General features: G+C 46.3%; 13 protein-coding genes. 10 read left to right on the forward strand and 3 right to left on the reverse strand.

Annotated features, from left to right (window positions below; genetic code table 11):
- Positions 1–117 precede the first annotated feature (117 nt).
- The 4 genes from RT269_RS05770 to RT269_RS05785 all read left to right on the forward strand — a co-directional run bounded on the left by RT269_RS05770 (position 118) and on the right by RT269_RS05785 (position 5,041).
- A complete protein-coding gene (locus tag RT269_RS05770) occupies positions 118–1,296 on the forward strand; it encodes a Gfo/Idh/MocA family protein (protein WP_313181172.1) in 1,179 nt (392 codons plus the stop codon).
- Positions 1,293–2,375 carry a Gfo/Idh/MocA family protein gene (locus RT269_RS05775; protein ID WP_313181174.1) on the forward strand — a complete coding sequence of 361 codons (1,083 nt, stop codon included), beginning with the start codon at positions 1,293–1,295 and terminating at the stop codon, positions 2,373–2,375. Before RT269_RS05770 ends, RT269_RS05775 begins: the two co-directional genes overlap by 4 nt.
- 17 nt (positions 2,376–2,392) lie before the next feature.
- Positions 2,393–3,217 carry an AraC family transcriptional regulator gene (locus RT269_RS05780; protein WP_313181176.1) on the forward strand — a complete coding sequence of 275 codons (825 nt, stop codon included), beginning with the start codon at positions 2,393–2,395 and terminating at the stop codon, positions 3,215–3,217.
- A 111-nt stretch (positions 3,218–3,328) separates the two neighbouring features.
- The gene (locus tag RT269_RS05785) at positions 3,329–5,041 is read left to right on the forward strand and encodes an extracellular solute-binding protein (RefSeq protein WP_313181177.1); all 1,713 of its coding nucleotides are present in this window, start codon (positions 3,329–3,331) and stop codon (positions 5,039–5,041) included.
- A gap of 202 nt (positions 5,042–5,243) precedes the next feature.
- On the opposite strand, the gene RT269_RS05790 is transcribed toward RT269_RS05785, so the two are convergent.
- Positions 5,244–6,650, reverse strand: a complete 1,407-nt coding sequence (locus RT269_RS05790) for a HAMP domain-containing sensor histidine kinase (RefSeq protein ID WP_313181178.1) — start codon at positions 6,648–6,650, stop codon at positions 5,244–5,246.
- 305 nt (positions 6,651–6,955) lie between these two features.
- Here RT269_RS05790 and RT269_RS05795 point away from each other — a divergent pair, with 305 nt between their 5' ends.
- The gene (locus RT269_RS05795; RefSeq protein ID WP_313181181.1) at positions 6,956–7,120 is read left to right on the forward strand and encodes a hypothetical protein; all 165 of its coding nucleotides are present in this window, start codon (positions 6,956–6,958) and stop codon (positions 7,118–7,120) included.
- Positions 7,121–7,184: 64 nt separating this feature from the next.
- Here the strand turns inward: RT269_RS05795 and RT269_RS05800 are convergent, their stop codons facing one another.
- Both RT269_RS05800 and RT269_RS05805 read right to left on the reverse strand, forming a co-directional pair.
- Positions 7,185–7,895 carry a response regulator transcription factor gene (locus tag RT269_RS05800; protein ID WP_313181182.1) on the reverse strand — a complete coding sequence of 237 codons (711 nt, stop codon included), beginning with the start codon at positions 7,893–7,895 and terminating at the stop codon, positions 7,185–7,187.
- A gap of 89 nt (positions 7,896–7,984) precedes the next feature.
- Positions 7,985–10,375 (reverse strand): endonuclease MutS2, encoded by a 2,391-nt coding sequence (locus tag RT269_RS05805; protein WP_313181183.1) that lies wholly within the window; start codon positions 10,373–10,375, stop codon positions 7,985–7,987.
- Between the two features lie 259 nt (positions 10,376–10,634).
- Between RT269_RS05805 and RT269_RS05810 the strand changes: the two genes are divergently transcribed.
- From RT269_RS05810 to nagA, 5 genes are all read left to right on the forward strand, one after another.
- Positions 10,635–11,942 carry a S1C family serine protease gene (locus RT269_RS05810; protein ID WP_313181184.1) on the forward strand — a complete coding sequence of 436 codons (1,308 nt, stop codon included), beginning with the start codon at positions 10,635–10,637 and terminating at the stop codon, positions 11,940–11,942.
- 48 nt (positions 11,943–11,990) lie between these two features.
- Positions 11,991–12,935, forward strand: a complete 945-nt coding sequence (locus RT269_RS05815; RefSeq protein ID WP_313181185.1) for a 3'-5' exoribonuclease YhaM family protein — start codon at positions 11,991–11,993, stop codon at positions 12,933–12,935.
- 430 nt (positions 12,936–13,365) lie between these two features.
- A complete protein-coding gene (locus RT269_RS05820; RefSeq protein WP_025231087.1) occupies positions 13,366–14,079 on the forward strand; it encodes a response regulator transcription factor in 714 nt (237 codons plus the stop codon).
- Positions 14,051–16,339: a sensor histidine kinase gene (locus tag RT269_RS05825; RefSeq protein ID WP_313181187.1), complete on the forward strand. Its 2,289-nt coding sequence runs from the start codon at positions 14,051–14,053 to the stop codon at positions 16,337–16,339. The genes RT269_RS05820 and RT269_RS05825 overlap by 29 nt, the downstream gene beginning before the upstream one ends.
- A 144-nt stretch (positions 16,340–16,483) precedes the next feature.
- Entirely contained in the window at positions 16,484–17,623 is a 1,140-nt protein-coding gene (nagA, locus tag RT269_RS05830) for an N-acetylglucosamine-6-phosphate deacetylase (protein WP_313181188.1), read from the forward strand.
- Positions 17,624–17,667: the final 44 nt, after the last annotated feature.

Raw genomic sequence — 17,667 nt, forward strand, 5'->3', positions numbered from 1 at the left:
TCCCCTGTGTGCTTGTAGGTGCTGTTTCGCCTGCGGGAACGATGGATTCACTCTCGGATTCCGGCGAATAGGCGAAAATTCCCATACAATACTTTATACATAGAGAAGGAGGAAAATATGATTCACATAGCTGTAGTAGGACTGGGCAATATTTCAGGAAAACATCTGCATGGGCTTTTGCTGTTTCCTGAAAGGTGTAAAATCGTCGCTCTTTGTGACATTTATCCCGAAAAAGCCGAATCCGCTAAAGAAAAATATGGATTGAAGGAGGCGCGGGTTTTTGACGACCATATAAAAATGCTCTCTTCTGAGCTGAAAATTGACCTGGTACATATCTGTACCCCGCCCTCGACTCATGCCGAAATCGCCATAAACGCTATGAATGCCGGAGTAAATGTGCTGGTAGAAAAACCCATGGCTCCCGGTCTTAAAGAATGTGACGAGATGCTGGAGGCTGAAAAAAGAAATGGCGTTGTGTTGTCTTGTATCTCTCAGAACCGCTTCCGCAATCCTGTCTGGCGCTTAAAAAAGCTCGTGGACAGTGGTCTGGCTGGAAAGATACTGGCCGCCCATGCGGATTCCTTATGGTATCGTGGACATTGCTACTATGATCTGTGGTGGCGGGGGACCTGGGAAAAAGAAGGCGGCGGTCCTACCCTGAACCACGCAGTACACCAGATAGACATACTTAACTGGATTAAAGGGGAATTGCCCGAAGAAGTGACCTCTTTGCTGGCCAATGTGGCCCACGACAATTCCGAGGTGGAAGATCTTTCATTTTCGGCATTCAAATACGCTGATGGTACGGCGGCGGAGGTTACAGCTTCGGTGGTCCACCACGGCGAGGGTCAGAGCATTGTCCTTCAATGTGAAAAAGCCAGGATCGCTGCACCCTGGAGCATTGTTGCCGATGTTACCCAGGACAACGGATTTCCCGTACCGGGGGGCAATGCTGTTCTCGAAAAAGAATTGAATGAGTATTACGATAAGATAGAGCCCTTAGTTTACGAGGAGCACGATGGAGAAATAGATGATGTGCTTACTGCTTTAGAAAAGGGAACGCGGCCGCTGATTAGTGGTGAAGACGGAAAACGGACGGTGGAACTGATTACCGCCATGTACAAGGCAGGGTTTGAAAAGCGAACAGTCATGATGCCCATTACGCCAGAGGATGGATATTATACCGCCAATGGACTGATGAGGCACGCACCGCATTTTTACGAAAAAAATGCCAGTATTGAGAATTTTTCCTATACTAATATTATTCCTACAGGAGACATGGGGAGGTCAAAATGAGTGTAAATAAAGCGGATGGAATGAATTATGCACCAAAAGGAAAACCGAGTCCCGTAGTAAAAGAGGGGGAGTTTGTCATAGCGGCGATTGCATTAGACCATGGGCATATCTACGGGATGTGCAACGGACTGACAGAGGCGGGAGCTACCCTCAAATGGGTATACGATCCCGATGAAAAAAAGATAGAGGTGTTTTTGGCGGCATTCCCCCAGGCGAAAGCCGCAAGGAGTGAGGAGGAAATCTTTTGTGATCCTGAAGTGAAGCTGATCGCCGGGGCGGCCATTACTTCCAAACGCTGCGAATTGGGCTTGCGGGTACTGGCTGCAGGGAAGGATTATTTTACGGATAAAGCGCCTCTAACCTCACTTTCTCAGTTGGAAGCCGCCAAAAGGGCTGTGGTGGAAAGCGGAAAAAAGTATATGGTCTACTATAGTGAGAGGCTGCATGTGGAATCAGCGGTGTACGCAGGACAGCTCATTGAGCAGGGTGCGGTCGGTGAGGTGGTCCAGGTCATAGGAATGGGACCCCATCGTTTAAATGCCCCCTCCCGCCCGGACTGGTTTTTCTTAAAGGACCAATACGGCGGAATCCTTTGTGACATCGGCTCTCACCAGATTGAACAGTTCCTCTTTTTTTCCGGGGCGAAGGATGCGAGAGTGGTCCGCAGCCAAGTGGGCAATTACGGCAACCGGGAGTATCCGGAGCTGGAAGATTTTGGCGATGCCATGCTGGTGGCCGATAACGGCGCTGTTCATTACTTTCGCGTTGACTGGTTTACGCCGGACGGACTGCGCACCTGGGGAGACGGCCGCACCTTTATTCTCGGTACGAAGGGATATATTGAGATCCGAAAATTCGTCAATGTGGGTACGGATGATGAGGTTGGAAATCACGTCTATTTGGTCAATGAGGAGGGAGAATTTCACTATGCGGTAGAAGGGCAGGTAGGATATCCGTTTTTCGGACAGTTGATCTTAGACTGTGTAAACCGCAGCGAAAACGCCATGACGCAGGCACATGCTTTTAAGGCGGCGGAATTAAGTATACTGGCGGAGCTGAATGCCGAAAAGATCAAGTGACGCAAGGGGAGTTTCCTATGAACAGGATTTATGAGAAGTTTGAAGAAGACTGCAAATGCGATTTTAAGGATATAGTGGCTGTGGAGCGGGCTTACCACAGTCACGACGGCTTTGAGGTCTATTTATTTTTAGACGGTGAGATTAATTATTACATCGAGCAGTATTGCTATCCCTTGATGGGGAGTGAGCTATTGCTCATCAATCCGGGAGAATATCACCGCGCCGTCCTCTTAGATACTGTGAAATACAAGAGAATGACACTGAACGTGAGCGCAGGTATACTAAGAGAGCTCTCGGACTTTGAGACGGATTTGACTGCTTGCTTTTCAAACGCTAAAGGGACAGGAAAGGTCCTGCATTTGAATACCCAGGAGCGGCAAAGCTTCATCTTTGCCGCAAAACAACTGGAGATGGCCCTGAATGGAGGGACTGCTTACGGGCATAGGCTGTTGGCTAAATCCTGTCTGCTTCAAGTTCTTGTGCAGTTAAATCGGCTGTTCTTAATGGCGGGGAAGCAAAAAATTGAGAACACTATGCCTGCGCTGGTGCAGAAAGTTATCGAATACGTTGAGCAAAATTTGACGGATCATATCAAGCTGGACGACATATCAAGCAGCCTTTGCTTTAACTCTGCGTATATAAACCGGCAGTTTAAGAAAATCACAGGGCTTACCATTGGGCAGTATATCCTGTGCAAGAAGGTGGATTTGGCTAAGCGGTATCTGTGTGAAAACCACTCTCTAATGGAGGTTTGTGAACTTTCCGGCTTTAACGATTACTCAAATTTCTCGCGGACTTTTACAAGCAGGGTTGGCTGTTCTCCCAGTGAATATCGAAAATAAGACTTAAGGAATAAATGGAAGGTGACCTGGCGCGCAGCCGCATTTTGCGTGAACGTGCCCGGGGGGAAAGTCCGCTATGGGGGCTGTTTCGTTATAAAAAGGAGGAGCAAAATGAAGAAAAAACAGTGCTTAATGATAGCAGGAGTTGTATTGGCTTTTGCGTTGACCGCATGCAGCAAGGGAGGGGAGAAAACGTCTGGGAATGAACCGGATCCGGCACAGAAGACTGCCGCAGCTATGGACAGCGGCAAGGCAGGGATCCACCAGGAACTGGATGGTGTGCGCATGAAAGAGACGACAAAGATCACCGTGGAGGTCTATGACCGCGCCAATGACGGCGGTTCCAAACCGGAGGATAATTTTTATACCAATTATATCAAAGAAGGAATGCTGCGGGATCATAATATAGAGGTAGAGTTTATACCCGTACCTCGCTGGACGGAGACAGAGCAGATCAACAATCTTTTAGCAGGTGGTTCTGCTCCAGACATCTGTGTATCCTACTCCTATCCGGTGGTTTCCACTTACTCAGCTATGGGTGCAGTCGTGGATATGGCGCCGATCCTTGAAGATTACAAAGATGTTTTACCAAATCTTTGGGAACTTTTGGGTGAAGAAAATTTGTATTATAATAAGGACCCGAAAACCGGCTCCATATACGCAATAGAGTCTCTGCGGGCCAATCAGGCGACTTTATGCACCTTTGTCCGGGCGGATTGGCTCAAAAAGCTGAACATGAAAGAACCGGCATCTCTGGAAGAATTTGAGACTATGCTGTATGCTTTTAGGGACAATGCCGAGATGCTGCTGGGAGCGGATGCAGCAAAGCTGGTATCGCTTGCCTATAGTTTTGACGCCGGATGGCGTGCTCAGCCCTTAGTAGGCTCCTTTGTACCAACTTCCATGACCGAAAAGGATTATTACATCAATAATTTTGCCAGTGACAGACTGATGACCTATCCCAATGTTAAAGAGGGCTACCGGCTGTTGAACAAATGGTATAACGATAGCCTGATATGGAAAGATTTCGCGATTTATCCCACCGGAGACCCCACGGAGGACAATATGATTAAAGCTGGTTATGTAGGCGCTTCCATTGGTCCTAACTGGGATTACCCTTACAGAAACGGCGAAGATTCCATCCAGGCAAACATACGGCGTGCCACCGGAGATGAAGCGGCTGGAATGATCGCTATTGACCCCTTTCAGGATGATACGGGTGCAAGACGCAAATACATCTACAGCCCCGCAGGGACTGACAGAAAAATATTCTTCCCGGCTACAAACAAAGAACCTGTGGCTTCGGCACTCTACTTAGACTGGATCAGCCAAATGGATAATCGTTTATTTTTACAGTTTGGCGAGGAAGGTGTGACCTGTGAGACACAGGGCGACGGTGCGGTCAAAACCTTGTCCGTTACCGGCGAGAAAATCATGAATTCCATAAACAACACTGACTATACTCTTACGATCAACGGGCTGAAGATGAAAGACGAGGAAACAACTCTAAAAACAGTGGCCTTGGGTTATGATACGGTTTCCTCTGATATAATCACAAAAGCTTATTACGCTTCAATGACTGACGGCTTCTTTCCTAAGCACTATAATCTGGGAGATATAGAGGCGGAATCCGGTATAGAGGAATCTCTTAGGGTAAAACGGGATGCTTTCTTAGATCAGGCTGTTTCAGCCTCTGTGGATAAATTTGATGCTATATTTGACAGCGGTTTTGCTGATTACCTGGCAAGCGGTGCTCAGGCCGTCATCGACGAGCGCACTGATAAATGGCAGGAATTTTTTGGAGACAGCACCAACGGAAAGTAATATTCGCCGCTTGAGTTATTGGGTCGAAACAAGCACCTCTATTTTTTAATAGGGGTGCTTGTAATTTCAAAGATCATGATCGAGATTAAGAAAAAAGAGTTAGTACATTAGTTGTCTTGTACGATTTTAACTGTGAGTTCGTATTATCTGCAATTTTTCCTATTGCTGGAGATTACTTCTTTGTACGAATCAATTCCCGATGCTATGGAGCTCCGGCCTTCGGCAGGCTGAAGATGAACTCCGATCCGACCCCTTCCGTACTGACCACATCAATATTTTCTCCGTGGGACTGGATGATCTCCCTGACAATGGCAAGACCAAGTCCGGTGCCCTTCTTATCTTTTCCTCTGGATAAGTCCGATTTATAGAACCGATCCCAGATCTTTTTTAAACTTTCCTTTGGAATGCCGATTCCCGTATCCTTAATGGATACAAAGATCTTCTCATACTTTACGGAAGCCTGAATGTAGATGGTGGAATCTGCATGGCTGAATTTTATGGCGTTGTCTATCAGATTATAGAGTACCTGCTGTATCTTCCCAAGGTCCGCATAAACCATCTGAATGCTTTCAGAAAAGGTCAGATCAAAGGTGATGTTTTTATCACTGCAGGTTCCTTCAAAAGAAGCAGCCGTATCCTTGATGACCCGGTTGATGTCAAAGCTGGCGCGGTTTAAATATCCCTTGCAGTCCAGGGAATTAAGGGTCAGCATTCCCTGGGTCAGCTTGTTTAACCGTTCTGTTTCTGAAATGACCCTGTTTAAATATTTCTCATGCATCTCCGGCGGTATGGTTCCGTCAAGGATGGCTTCCAGATATCCCTTAATGGAGGTTAATGGAGAGCGGAAGTCATGGGAAACGTTGGCGATAAAGGTTTTCTGATATTCCTCCATCTTCCCTAGTTCGGTGGACATATAGTTAAGCGTAGCGGCCAGATAGCCCATTTCATCCCTTGTATTTACCTCAATGTGGTGGGCTAAGTTTCCCTGTGCGTATTCGTTTGCTCCTGCCGTGATTTTTTTAAGAGGAAAATAAACATTCCTGGTAAAAACAAGGAGGATAATCAGGGAGAGGCCAAACACTACCGCTGATGTGACATAAACGATGTTTAAGATCCCGTCCCTCTCCATTTTCAAATAGGACAGAGGCAGGTGAATTATAACATAGCCATACGTGTTATAGTTCCCTGTAATGGGCGCATGGACGCTTAAGACTTCATAGGAGAATTGATGATAGTAATCGCCGATGGTGTAGGACTTGTTGCCCATTGAGGTAGGGTCAAAGTTTTCGATGACCTGTCCCTGCTTGTCGGACTGTGCACTGTCGGATACCACCTTACCCTGCCGGTCTACGATCCAAATCTGTGCATGAAGATAATTGCCTTCTTTCACCAGCTCCGGATAGGAGGAGGTCAGCTTCATGTCCTTTCCCTGGTACATGCCGCTATAGGAGGAAGCGATCTGATTGGCTTCGTCATACAGGGCTTCGGAACGGCGGCCAAGAAGATATTGGTCTGTGATTTCAGAAGAAAAGGTAGCAATGGTAACAAATCCCAGGAGGCCGAACAGCAGGTAGCCCAGGACGAATTTATAATAGAGAGAATGTGTCATTTAGCGTTTCACCTCAAAATCAAAGCATTCCAAATGGATGCCGTATTTATGCATATCAGAGAGGAACAATTTTCTTATTTGACTGTTTTTCGATTGCTTCATAATACCACTCCATCTTATAAATATTTACATCCAGAAATGATTGATATCACCTAAACGTAATCAAATTTAGTATACATCTTTTCTGTAATTAAGTCACTTCTTATTTTCTCCATATGTGATTTTTGTAATCGTTTTCTTGTATCTAAGATAGTAATTGATTAATTTTTTGACTAATCGTCCATACTATCACAGAGGTGATAAACATGAAGAAGAACAAGGAATATGACGAATTTGAGGAATATGAAGAAGACGTGGCGGAGGAAGTAAATACTTTCAACAACCACTGGGGAACAGGGCATTTTCTGGGACCGAACACACTGAGATATAAAGAAAACAGAGACGTTTACGAGGAAAAGGACAGCGAGTAGCTGTCCTTTTCTTTTAAAAACCATCTCTTTTTGGATTGTAATGGTCAGTGGGCGAATAACCGCCTTACCTCTTAACTTCGAATTTATAACCGATCCCCCAAACCGTTGTCAGGGCCCAGCCTGTGTGATCCTTGATTTTTTCACGGAGCCGTTTGATATGGACATCTACGGTTCTGGTATCACCGATGTATTCGTATCCCCAGATGTGGTCCAAAAGCTGCTCTCTTGTAAACACCTGGTTTGGTGAGGCTGCCAGGAAATAAAGAAGCTCCAGTTCCTTGGGCGGCATCTCGATGGAATGCCCCATATAGATAACGGAATAATTCGTCAGGTTGACAATGAGATCCGGATATTCCACATAATCGCCCTGATGGTCCGTATGGAGAGCGGCAGGGACAGGAGTCGTCTGGTAACGTCTTAATACGGCCTTTACACGAGCCACCAGTTCCTTGGAATCAAAGGGTTTGATCATATAGTCGTCAGCGCCCAGCTCCAGGCCCAGAACCTTGTCAAAGACTTCTCCCTTGGCGGACAGCATGATGATGGGGACCTGGGAGGAGGAACGCATCTCCCGGCAGACCTGGTAGCCGTCCATACCGGGAAGCATCAGGTCTAAAAGCACAAGGTGGGGACGGAACTCAGGAAATACCCGGAGTGCCTCCTCTCCGTCGCCTACGATTTCTGTTTCATAGCATTCTTTTAACAAATAGAGGGAAATTAATTCCGCGATGTTGCTGTCATCGTCTACAATTAATATCCGCTGTTTTTCTGCCATAATGGCCCCCTTTCTCAAATGATTCACACAAAGACAGCGAGCCAGGAGAATATACCCGCATATCCATTTGACGGCTGCAACGAAGTATTTTATTTAAATGAAACAATGGTTACGCCGGAATCCCCTTCGCCAAAAGCGCCAAGCCGGAATTCCTTCACATACTTTAACTTCTTTAAGTGCTTGTGCACCGCATTTTTTAAAGCTCCCGTTCCGCGGCCATGTACCACACGCACCTGGGGAAGGTGGGCCAGATAGGCATCGTCTAGGTATTTGTCCAGTTGGGGAATGGCTTCATCCGTTGTCATTCCGATTAAGTTAATCTCCGGAGAGATGGTAAAGGATTTGGACATACGTGTAGAACTGCTTCCGCTTCCTGATTTCCTGGAACCGCCGGAGGCGGGAGTGGAGACAGACTCCTCGTGGAGAAGCTCCAAGTCCGAAAGGTTGACCAATGAACGGAGAATTCCCATCTGTACATACAGATCGCCTTTTGCATTGGGAAGAGAGTTTACAGTCCCGTTTAAGTTCATGCTTAAGACCTTTACACCGTCTCCAAGCTTCAGCTTTTTAGGATCGATCTTCTTTCCTGGCTGCTTTTTTTCGTTTTTCAGGGAAAGGGAAGAATCCACATCCTGAAGCTTGCTTCTTAACTTGCTCCGCTGTTCTTCCAGCTCCTTACTTACGCCGGAGTCTGCGGCCAGCTTGTTAATATTCCGTATGGTCTGGTCTGCCGTATCCTTGGCATCCCGGAGGATCTTCTGTGCTTCCTCTTTGGCTGCCCGTATCATCTGATCCCGGCGTTCGTCAAGCCGTTCTTCCTTCTGGGTCAGCCGGGCTTTTAACTGTTCTACCTCCTGCTTATAGGAGGCGATCTGGATCCGTTCCTTTTCAATGGTGACGCGGTTTTGTTCCAGATGGGTCAAAAGGTCTTCGAAGGTTTCATCCTTTGTCCCAAGGTTGTTTTTTGCATCTTCAATGATATAATCCGGAAGTCCCAGCTTTTTGGAAATGGCAAAGGCGTTACTCTTACCTGGCACGCCGATTAAAATGCGGTAGGTTGGCCTGAGAGTCTCTACGTTAAACTCACAGCAGGCATTTTCCACGCCTGGGGTTGTGAGGGCGAATACCTTTAACTCACTGTAATGGGTGGTAGCCATGGTGCGGCATTTCATATTATGGAGAAATGACAGGATGGAGATGGCAAGGGCTGCTCCTTCCGTTGGATCGGTTCCAGCTCCAAGCTCATCAAACAGGCAGAGAGAATTGCTGTCTGCCTGGCCCAGGATCTGGACAATGTTGGTCATATGGGCGGAAAAAGTACTTAAGCTCTGCTCAATACTCTGTTCATCTCCGATATCTGCGAACACTTCATCAAACACCGCCAGCTGGGAACCGTCAAATGCCGGTATATGAAGGCCGGACTGTCCCATGAGGGTAAATAATCCCACTGTCTTTAAGGAAACTGTTTTTCCTCCGGTATTTGGTCCGGTTACGATTAACAGATCAAAGTCCCGGCCCAGATGGATGCTGATGGGGACCACCTTGGCTGGGTCAAGAAGGGGATGGCGTCCATCCTTAATGTTTATGATCCTCTGTGTGTTAAATTCCGGTTCGCTTGCATTGTAATGTTTGGATAAGGCTGCTTTTGCAAAAATAAAATCCAGCCTGGTCAGAATCTCAAAATTCGTTTCCAGCTCCTCAAGATAGGGAGCCAGCTGGTTGCTTAAATCGGCCAGGATCATTTCGATTTCTTTCTGTTCCTGGATTTCCAGGGCCCTTAAATCATTATTAAGCTTCACGATAGCCATCGGTTCGATAAAGAGTGTGGAACCGGTGGAGGACTGGTCGTGAACCATGCCTGACACCTGGGATTTATGCTCGGATTTCACCGGGAGACAGTAGCGTCCATCCCTCATGGTGATCACCGCGTCCTGCAGATAAGTCCGGTTGGAGTTTAATATGGAGTTTAACTGGGTATGGATCTTATCATTAATAGAACGCATGGAGCGCCTTACATGATGAAGTCCCGGGCTGGCGTCATCGCTGACCTCCTCTTCGGAGAGGATGCATCGTTTGATTTCCGTGTTGACCGGGGTTAAGGGTTCCAGCATCCGGAAGAATTCTTCCAGTGAGTCGTCCGGCAGCTCAGAGTCCTCATGACGACCGTAGGCTTTCGCACGGGCTGAGGCGGTAAGAAGGGAGCTGATGGAAAGAATCTCCACAATTCCCAGGGAGCTTCCAACGTCCAGACGTTTTATGGATGGCCGAATATCTTTCACTCCTCCAAAAGAGATGCCGCCTTTCTGGCGCACTCTTGTGGCGGCATCGGTCGTCTCGCTCTGGGATCTCACGATCTCCTGGTAGTCCGTTGATGGGACCAGATTCCGGCACAGCGCCTTGCCTGAATCGCTGGAAGCGTATTCCGCAAGCTGTGCAATGATTTTATGATATTCTAAAGTTTTTAATGCTTTCTGATTCATATATTATTCCTTGTTTTTTCTGCTTTCTTTGCATTGTGGTCCGGTGATGATGGTATCTGTTACAGTATAGCATATATGGGACAAAAACTGCAATCCTCAGGTTGTTTTTCCTGCTATGGAGATAATTATAATGTTTCTTGATTTCTGGAAATTATTCCTAAGGTTTCCGGATGGAGTCTCTGTTTATGTAGGTTTTTCTTGCATTAAAGGGAGAACAACCTTATAATAGTATTTAGGTCTTCTGCGAAGGAGGGTTAGTATGCCGGAAAATAACGGGCCAGATGATAGAAAGACGGAGCCCCGTCAGTTTATCAATGAAAAGATAGTGAGACAGCCCATGTCAAAAAGGGATATGTTTAAAAGGGCCTTGGGCCTTTTTGCGACTGCGGTTATTTTCGGAATTATTGCAGCTGTTACATTTGCCGTATCCCGACCTGTAGCTGAGCGGTTTTTTGCTAAGGGGTCCACCAGTGAAAGTATTCCTGTGACCATACCAAAGGATGACCCTGAAACTGTGCCTTCCGAGGCTGAGACCGGGTCTGTAGCTGAGACAGAACCGATTGAGGATATTTTAAAATCTGCTATGGAGAAATATCCATTTTCAGTGGATGATTTAAATACTCTTTATGGAAGCCTTAGGACTCTTGTTCAAAAAGCGGACAAGGGAATCGTAACGGTACATTCCGTAAAAACACAGACAGACTGGTTTGATAATCCTGTGGAAAACTCCGGCCTTTTTTCCGGAGTGATTATTGCTTCTGCAAATCAGGAGCTCCTGGTGCTGACACCGGATGGAGCGGTGGAGGATGCGGAGGCGATTCGTGTGGCATTTTCCGACGGAACGGAAGTCCAGGGAACCATCAAACAGACCGATAAGCTTTCCGGAATAGCCATCGTAAGCGTTTCCACGGCAGATCTTGGAAGGGCTTTGTTAGAGGAGATTAAGGCTATCGAGCTGGGAAATTCCTATTCCGTGAAGCAGGGGGATCTGGTTTTGGCCATTGGCGGTCCTGCCGGCATGGTCCATTCCACTGGATACGGATTTATATCGTATATAACGAAAAATGTGCAAATTACCGATGGCATGACACGCATCCTGTATTCCGATGTGAAGGGAAATGCCGGGACCGGCACGTTCCTTATGAATACATCGGGTCAGATCATTGGCTGGGTAACGGATGAACATAAGAATGACAGCAGTAAGGATATGACGGCAGCCATGGCCATATCCGATTATAAGAGCATATTGGAAAAAATGAGCAATGGGGAGGCATTCCCATACTTTGGAATCAAAGGACAGGAAGTAAGCGCTGTCATGAACAGCAACGGTATGCCTCTTGGGGTATATGTGGTTGATGTGAATGCAGACAGCCCTGCCTATAATGCCGGGATCCAGTGCGGCGATATTATAAGGTCCATGGGAAAGGAAACCATTGTTACCATGAAGGACTTTCAGTCAGTTCTCGAAAAGTCCAATTCAGGAGATGTGATTCCTGTGAGTGTTTCCCGCAATGGAAGGGAAGAATATAAAGAGATACAGTATCAGGTAACCATTGGAGCCAGGTAATCGTCCTGGCTTCCGCGTTGCCTGGGGTTAAGAATGTGGAGGAAAACAATGAGGTATGTAGAATCATTCCGTGAGGGAATTCATGTATCAGATGTGTATTTATGCAAAAACAAACAGATTGCCCTTACGAAGTCAGGAAAAGAATATGGAAACCTGATTCTTCAGGATAAGACCGGAACAGTAGATGCCAAGATCTGGGACCTGGGCTCTCCGGGAATCGGGAACTTTGAAACTCTGGATTATGTATACATAGATGCAGATGTGACCGTTTTCCAGAATTCCAACCAGTTGAATATCAAGCGGATCCGGAAAGCGGATGAGGGAGAATATGTTCCCGGTGATTATCTTCCGGTTTCCTCCAAGAATATCGGACTTATGTACGAGGAGTTTCTGGGCTTTATCCGGACAATTAAGAATCCTCATTTAAGAAAGCTCTCGGAAAGCTTTTTTGTGGAGGATGCCGCTTTTGCCAAGGCATTTCAGTTCCACTCTGCGGCAAAAAGTGTTCACCACGGCTTTGTGGGCGGACTTTTGGAGCATACCTTAAGTGTTGTAAAGCTGTGTGATTATTACGCCGGCTACTATCCGTACATTAACCGGGATCTGCTTATAACCGCAGCCATGTTTCATGACATCGGAAAAACCAGGGAACTTTCCACATTTCCGGAAAATGACTATACCGATGACGGGCAGCTTCTGGGCCACATCATCATTGGAACGGAAATGGTGGGAGAGAGAATCCGGTCAATGGAAGGCTTTCCGGAAAAGACAGCTTCCGAACTGAAGCACTGCATTCTGGCCCATCACGGGGAGCTGGAATACGGTTCTCCAAAGAAACCGGCTTTGATCGAGGCGCTTGCGCTGAATTTCGCAGATAATACGGATGCCAAGATGGAGACTATGATCGAGGTGTTAAAGGGCGCAGGAGATAATAACGGATGGCTGGGATATAACCGGCTGATGGAAAGCAATTTACGGAAGACATCAGAATAATATGGCGAATCTGAACTTCCATAGCAAGTGAAGATAAAAGGGCTGCTTTTTAGCATGTCCATTCGATTAGGAAGCATCCTTTTGTTTTCATAATATAGGAAAGGCGCATCAGTGATTTTTTAAATCCTGATGCGCCTTTTTCTTTTTGTGGAAATGATTATGACAGAGGGGGAAGGAAATTTTAGAATTTCTTTCGTTTTCTGTGCCCCTCCATTTAAGATTGCTTTCGTATCCTTTAATTAAAGTAAAAAGAGTGAAAATGTGGTATCATAAATGGGGATACTGCTGACTGCAGATCCAAATCACAAATCAGGTGACAGCCTATGGGGATCCTTTTTTGCCAGATAAACCGGGCAGGAATGGGAAACGCCTTACAGGCATACCTCTATGTCCGGAAAGAATGGACAGAAAAGGGGAAAGGAGAGAGAACATGGAAGCAAACCACATCTTATTGGTAGAGGATGATAAAGAGATCAGAGAGGGAATTGAGATATATTTAAGGAGCCAGGGATACGAGGTGTTCCAGGCGGCAGACGGTGTGGAAGGTCTTAAGGTCTTGGAGCGGGAAGAGATTCATCTGGCGATTGTGGATGTGATGATGCCAAGAATGGATGGCATTACTATGACCGTAAAACTAAGAGAGACCCATGATTTCCCTGTGATCATCTTATCGGCAAAGTCTGAGGAAGTAGATAAAATCATGGGGCTTAATATCGGCGCCGATGATTATGTTTCAAAGCCGTTTACCCCTATGGAGCTGTTAGCAAGGGTGAATTCCCAGCTCAGGCGTTATAAAAAATATATGGATATGCTGGAAGCAAAGGAGCAGAGGGAAAAAAGCAATGTTTATTCCATCGGTGGGCTGGAGCTTAATGAGGATACGGTGGAAGTGACCGTTGACGAAAAACCGGCGAAACTGACTCCCATTGAATTTAAGATACTGGCTCTTCTTATGAAGAATCCTGGAAGGGTGTTCTCCGCAGAAGAGATTTATGAACGGGTCTGGAATGAACGGGCCATTAACACGGATACGATCATGGTTCATGTAAGGAAAATCAGGGAAAAGATCGAGATCAACCCGAAGGAGCCGAAATATTTAAAGGTGGTGTGGGGAGTTGGATATAAAATTGAAAAACAGGCATAGGATCAGCATAATTCTTGCGGTGATCGTAGTTTTATCGGCTGCATCTGTCATGGTAGGGCTTTATCCGTTTTTTAAAAATGAATCAGCCAGATATGAGGAGCCTGTTTATGAACAGGATGCGTTCCTTAACCATCTGGTACTGGGCAATTATGTGCTTTATCTGGAGCAGGCCCAGTATGAACAGGGCAGCGTTATTTCTCCCTTCCAGTTCTATTTCCCTCTGGCAGAGGAAGAATTAAGGAACAGCATGAACAGCCAGACGGCAGCTACGGAAGGAGAAACGGAGATCATAACAGGAGAGGATACAGTCACCGTTGCCGGGGAAGAATCTCATGAATCGACGGTCCAGGAGGATCGCAATGAGTATTTAAAGGACCTGCGCCAAAGCTGTATCCAGGAATACGAATCCTGGAGCCGGAATTTTAACGGCATAAGAAATTACATGGACTATCAGATCCTTGATGAGAGCGGCAGTGTTTTAGCAGATCATGCGGGAGGCCGTTCCATTGGAGGAAGCGGTGAATATAAGTTTAAGGCAGTGCTTCGTTATGACGATCTTGGGCGGATGGAAACAGGGGCTGTAAGCGGAGATAATACGGTCAGGCTTTTAAATACCTTGGGAACACTGGCGAATAAGGACCCTATGAGTGATTATTATTGGGACCAGTATCGATACGAGACGGATTTAAAGCTGAAAAATCCGAGAAATGTTACCTTTGCTTATGGAATGAGGGCCCAGCAGATTGCAGCATATGAAGAGGAGAGAGAAACCGTCTGGAGCTCCTATAATTATTCGGGCAGCGTTTCCAGGATCTTTTTGGGCCTGATCTGCGCCGTAGCGATTGCAGCCTTTTTCTTTTCCTGTTTTGACCCGGATTTTCCGGAGTACAGCAGGATTTTACGAACGCCTTTTGAGATTGTCGCAGGAGTCGGCGCCGGTGCCGTATTATTCGGAACAGGGCTTACAAATCTTGTGGCAATAACGAACCGGGGAGATTTGTATGATGCTCTTATGCGGGCCAATTTCCTGCCTCTGGTGGCGGGGATCATGATAAAGCTTTGGAATTTAATGTGGTGGTCCATCCCCTTTGCAATCGTTTACTGGGCGGTTTTATGTGTGCGTGACGTCATGCACATCGGTCTGAAGCGTTACCTTTACGAACGAACCTTGTGCGGCTTGTTTTGGCAATGGATGAAAAATACTTGCCGCAGAATTTATTTATTTGTAGTGAACATCAACCTGCAGGAACGGTCGGACCGGACTATTTTCCGGATCGTGGGAGTGAATTTTATCATTCTGTCTGTTCTTTGCAGTCTGTGGTTTTTCGGAATCGGCGCTTTGATCCTTTATTCTATTATTTTGTTTATTGTAATGAGGAAATATTATAGGGATTTAAGTGACAAATATCAGATCCTTTTAAGGGCGACAAACCAGATTGCTGAGGGGAATTTAGAGGTTGCCATAGAAGAAGACTTAAGCGTGTTTGAGCCTTTTAAGAAGGAGATACAGAAGATACAAAGCGGGTTTAAGGTTGCTGTGGGGGAAGAGGTGAAAAGCCAGAAGCTTAAGACTGATTTGATCAGCAATATGTCACATGATCTGAAAACTCCTTTGACGGCTATTATTACTTATGTAAACTTGCTGCGGGATGATCATGCGACGCCGGAGCAGAGGAAGGCTTATATTGACATACTGGAACAGAAGTCCATGCGTTTGAAAGCGCTTATAGAGGACTTGTTTGAAATCAGCAAGGCGAACAGCAATAATGTGACGCTGAATTTAGAGGATGTGGATATTGTCAGTCTGTTAAAAGAGGTGAGTCTGGAGCTTAGTGATAAAATAGAGGAATCTACCATTGATTTCAGGTGGAATCTGCCGGATGAAAAGATCGTTCTGCCTTTGGACAGCCAGAAGACTTATCGGATATTTGATAATTTATTGACGAATATTATAAAATATGCAATGCCTCATACCCGGGCTTATATCGATATGAAGAAGGAAGGCGGTTATGTGGTCACTACACTGAAGAATGTTTCGGCTGCAGAGCTTACTTTTAATCCGGATGAAATAACCGAACGGTTTGTCAGAGGAGACCAGGCCCGGAATACGGAGGGCTCCGGTCTTGGAATGGCGATTGCGAAAAGCTTTGTGGAGCTGCAGAACGGAAAGCTTCAAATTGAAGTGGAGGCAGACTTATTCCGGGTGATTATACGGTGGCCGATTTCTCAGGATTTGCAAAACGAGGGAAACTATTCCTAAACTTCTTGAAAACAGGGGAGGAACTGTTTATACTATAGGTAAACGTACCAGTGTAACGGCGGGTGAGGTTTTTATTGTGAAATACATGGATATTTCTTTACGTACGTAAGCTGGGGAGAAAATTAGGAAAGAGAGGTTACGGTTATGATAATACAGAGCAGACGGGTCTGGATTGCCGGACAGTTCATCCCGGCACAGCTTCAGGTGGAAGATGAAAAGATTAAGGCAGTCCTTGAATATGGTGAGATGGCAGCAGATCAGGATTACGGGGATAACAGGATCGTTCCGGGATTTATTGATATTCATACCCATGGAGCTTATGGTTATGATACCAACGATGGAGAACCGGAAGGATTGCGGGAATGGATGAGACGGATACCGGAGGAGGGAGTGACTTCTATCCTTCCGACTACTGTGACCCAGATGCCGGATGTGCTGACTAAGGCGGTTGCAAATGTGGCCGCTGTGGTGGAAGACGGGTATGAAGGAGCAGAGATTCTTGGAATCCATTTTGAAGGGCCTTATCTGGATATGAAGTATAAGGGAGCCCAGCCGCCGGAGGCAATCGCTACTGCCTCTGTTGAGCAGTTTAAAGAGTATCAGGAAGCGGCTAAGGGTATGATTAAATATATTACTCTTGCACCGGAGCATGATGAGGGATTCACCCTGACAAGGTATTGTAAGGATACCGGAGTGGTGGTCAGCATGGGGCACTCGTCTGCTACCTATGAGCAGGCGCTTATGGGGATCGCAAATGGGGCGACTTCTATGACTCATGTTTATAATGGCATGACACCTTATCATCACAGGGATCCGGGGCTGGTAGGAGCTGCGTTTAGGGTGAGGGATATTTATGGCGAGATCATTTGTGATGGATGCCATTCTCATTTGGCGGCGCTTAATAATTATTATGCGATTAAGGGAAGGGATCACGCGATCATGATTACGGATTCTCTTTGTCCAAAGCATTGTCCTGCTGGTATGGATTTCCAGCTGGGAGGGCATAGCATTGAGATCAGGGAGAACGGCCTTGCTTATCTGAAAGGGACGAATACGATTTCGGGTAGTACCCTTAAGGCGAATAATGGGCTGAAGATTCTGGTGGAAGAGGCTATGGTGCCTTTTGATTCGGCACTGAATTCCTGTACGATTAATCCGGCTAAGTGTCTGGGAGTTGATGATAGGAAGGGTAGACTGGTTGCGGGGTATGATGCGGATTTTGTTGTGCTTCGGGATGACTATGATGTGGTTCAGACTTATTGTAGGGGTGGGGCGATGTTGTAGGGTGATGGAGATGGGGGAGAGTAAAAGATTGAGCTTGATTGTGT

The organism is Lacrimispora sp. (assembly GCF_032078915.1).
Classification (GTDB): domain Bacteria; phylum Bacillota; class Clostridia; order Lachnospirales; family Lachnospiraceae; genus Lacrimispora.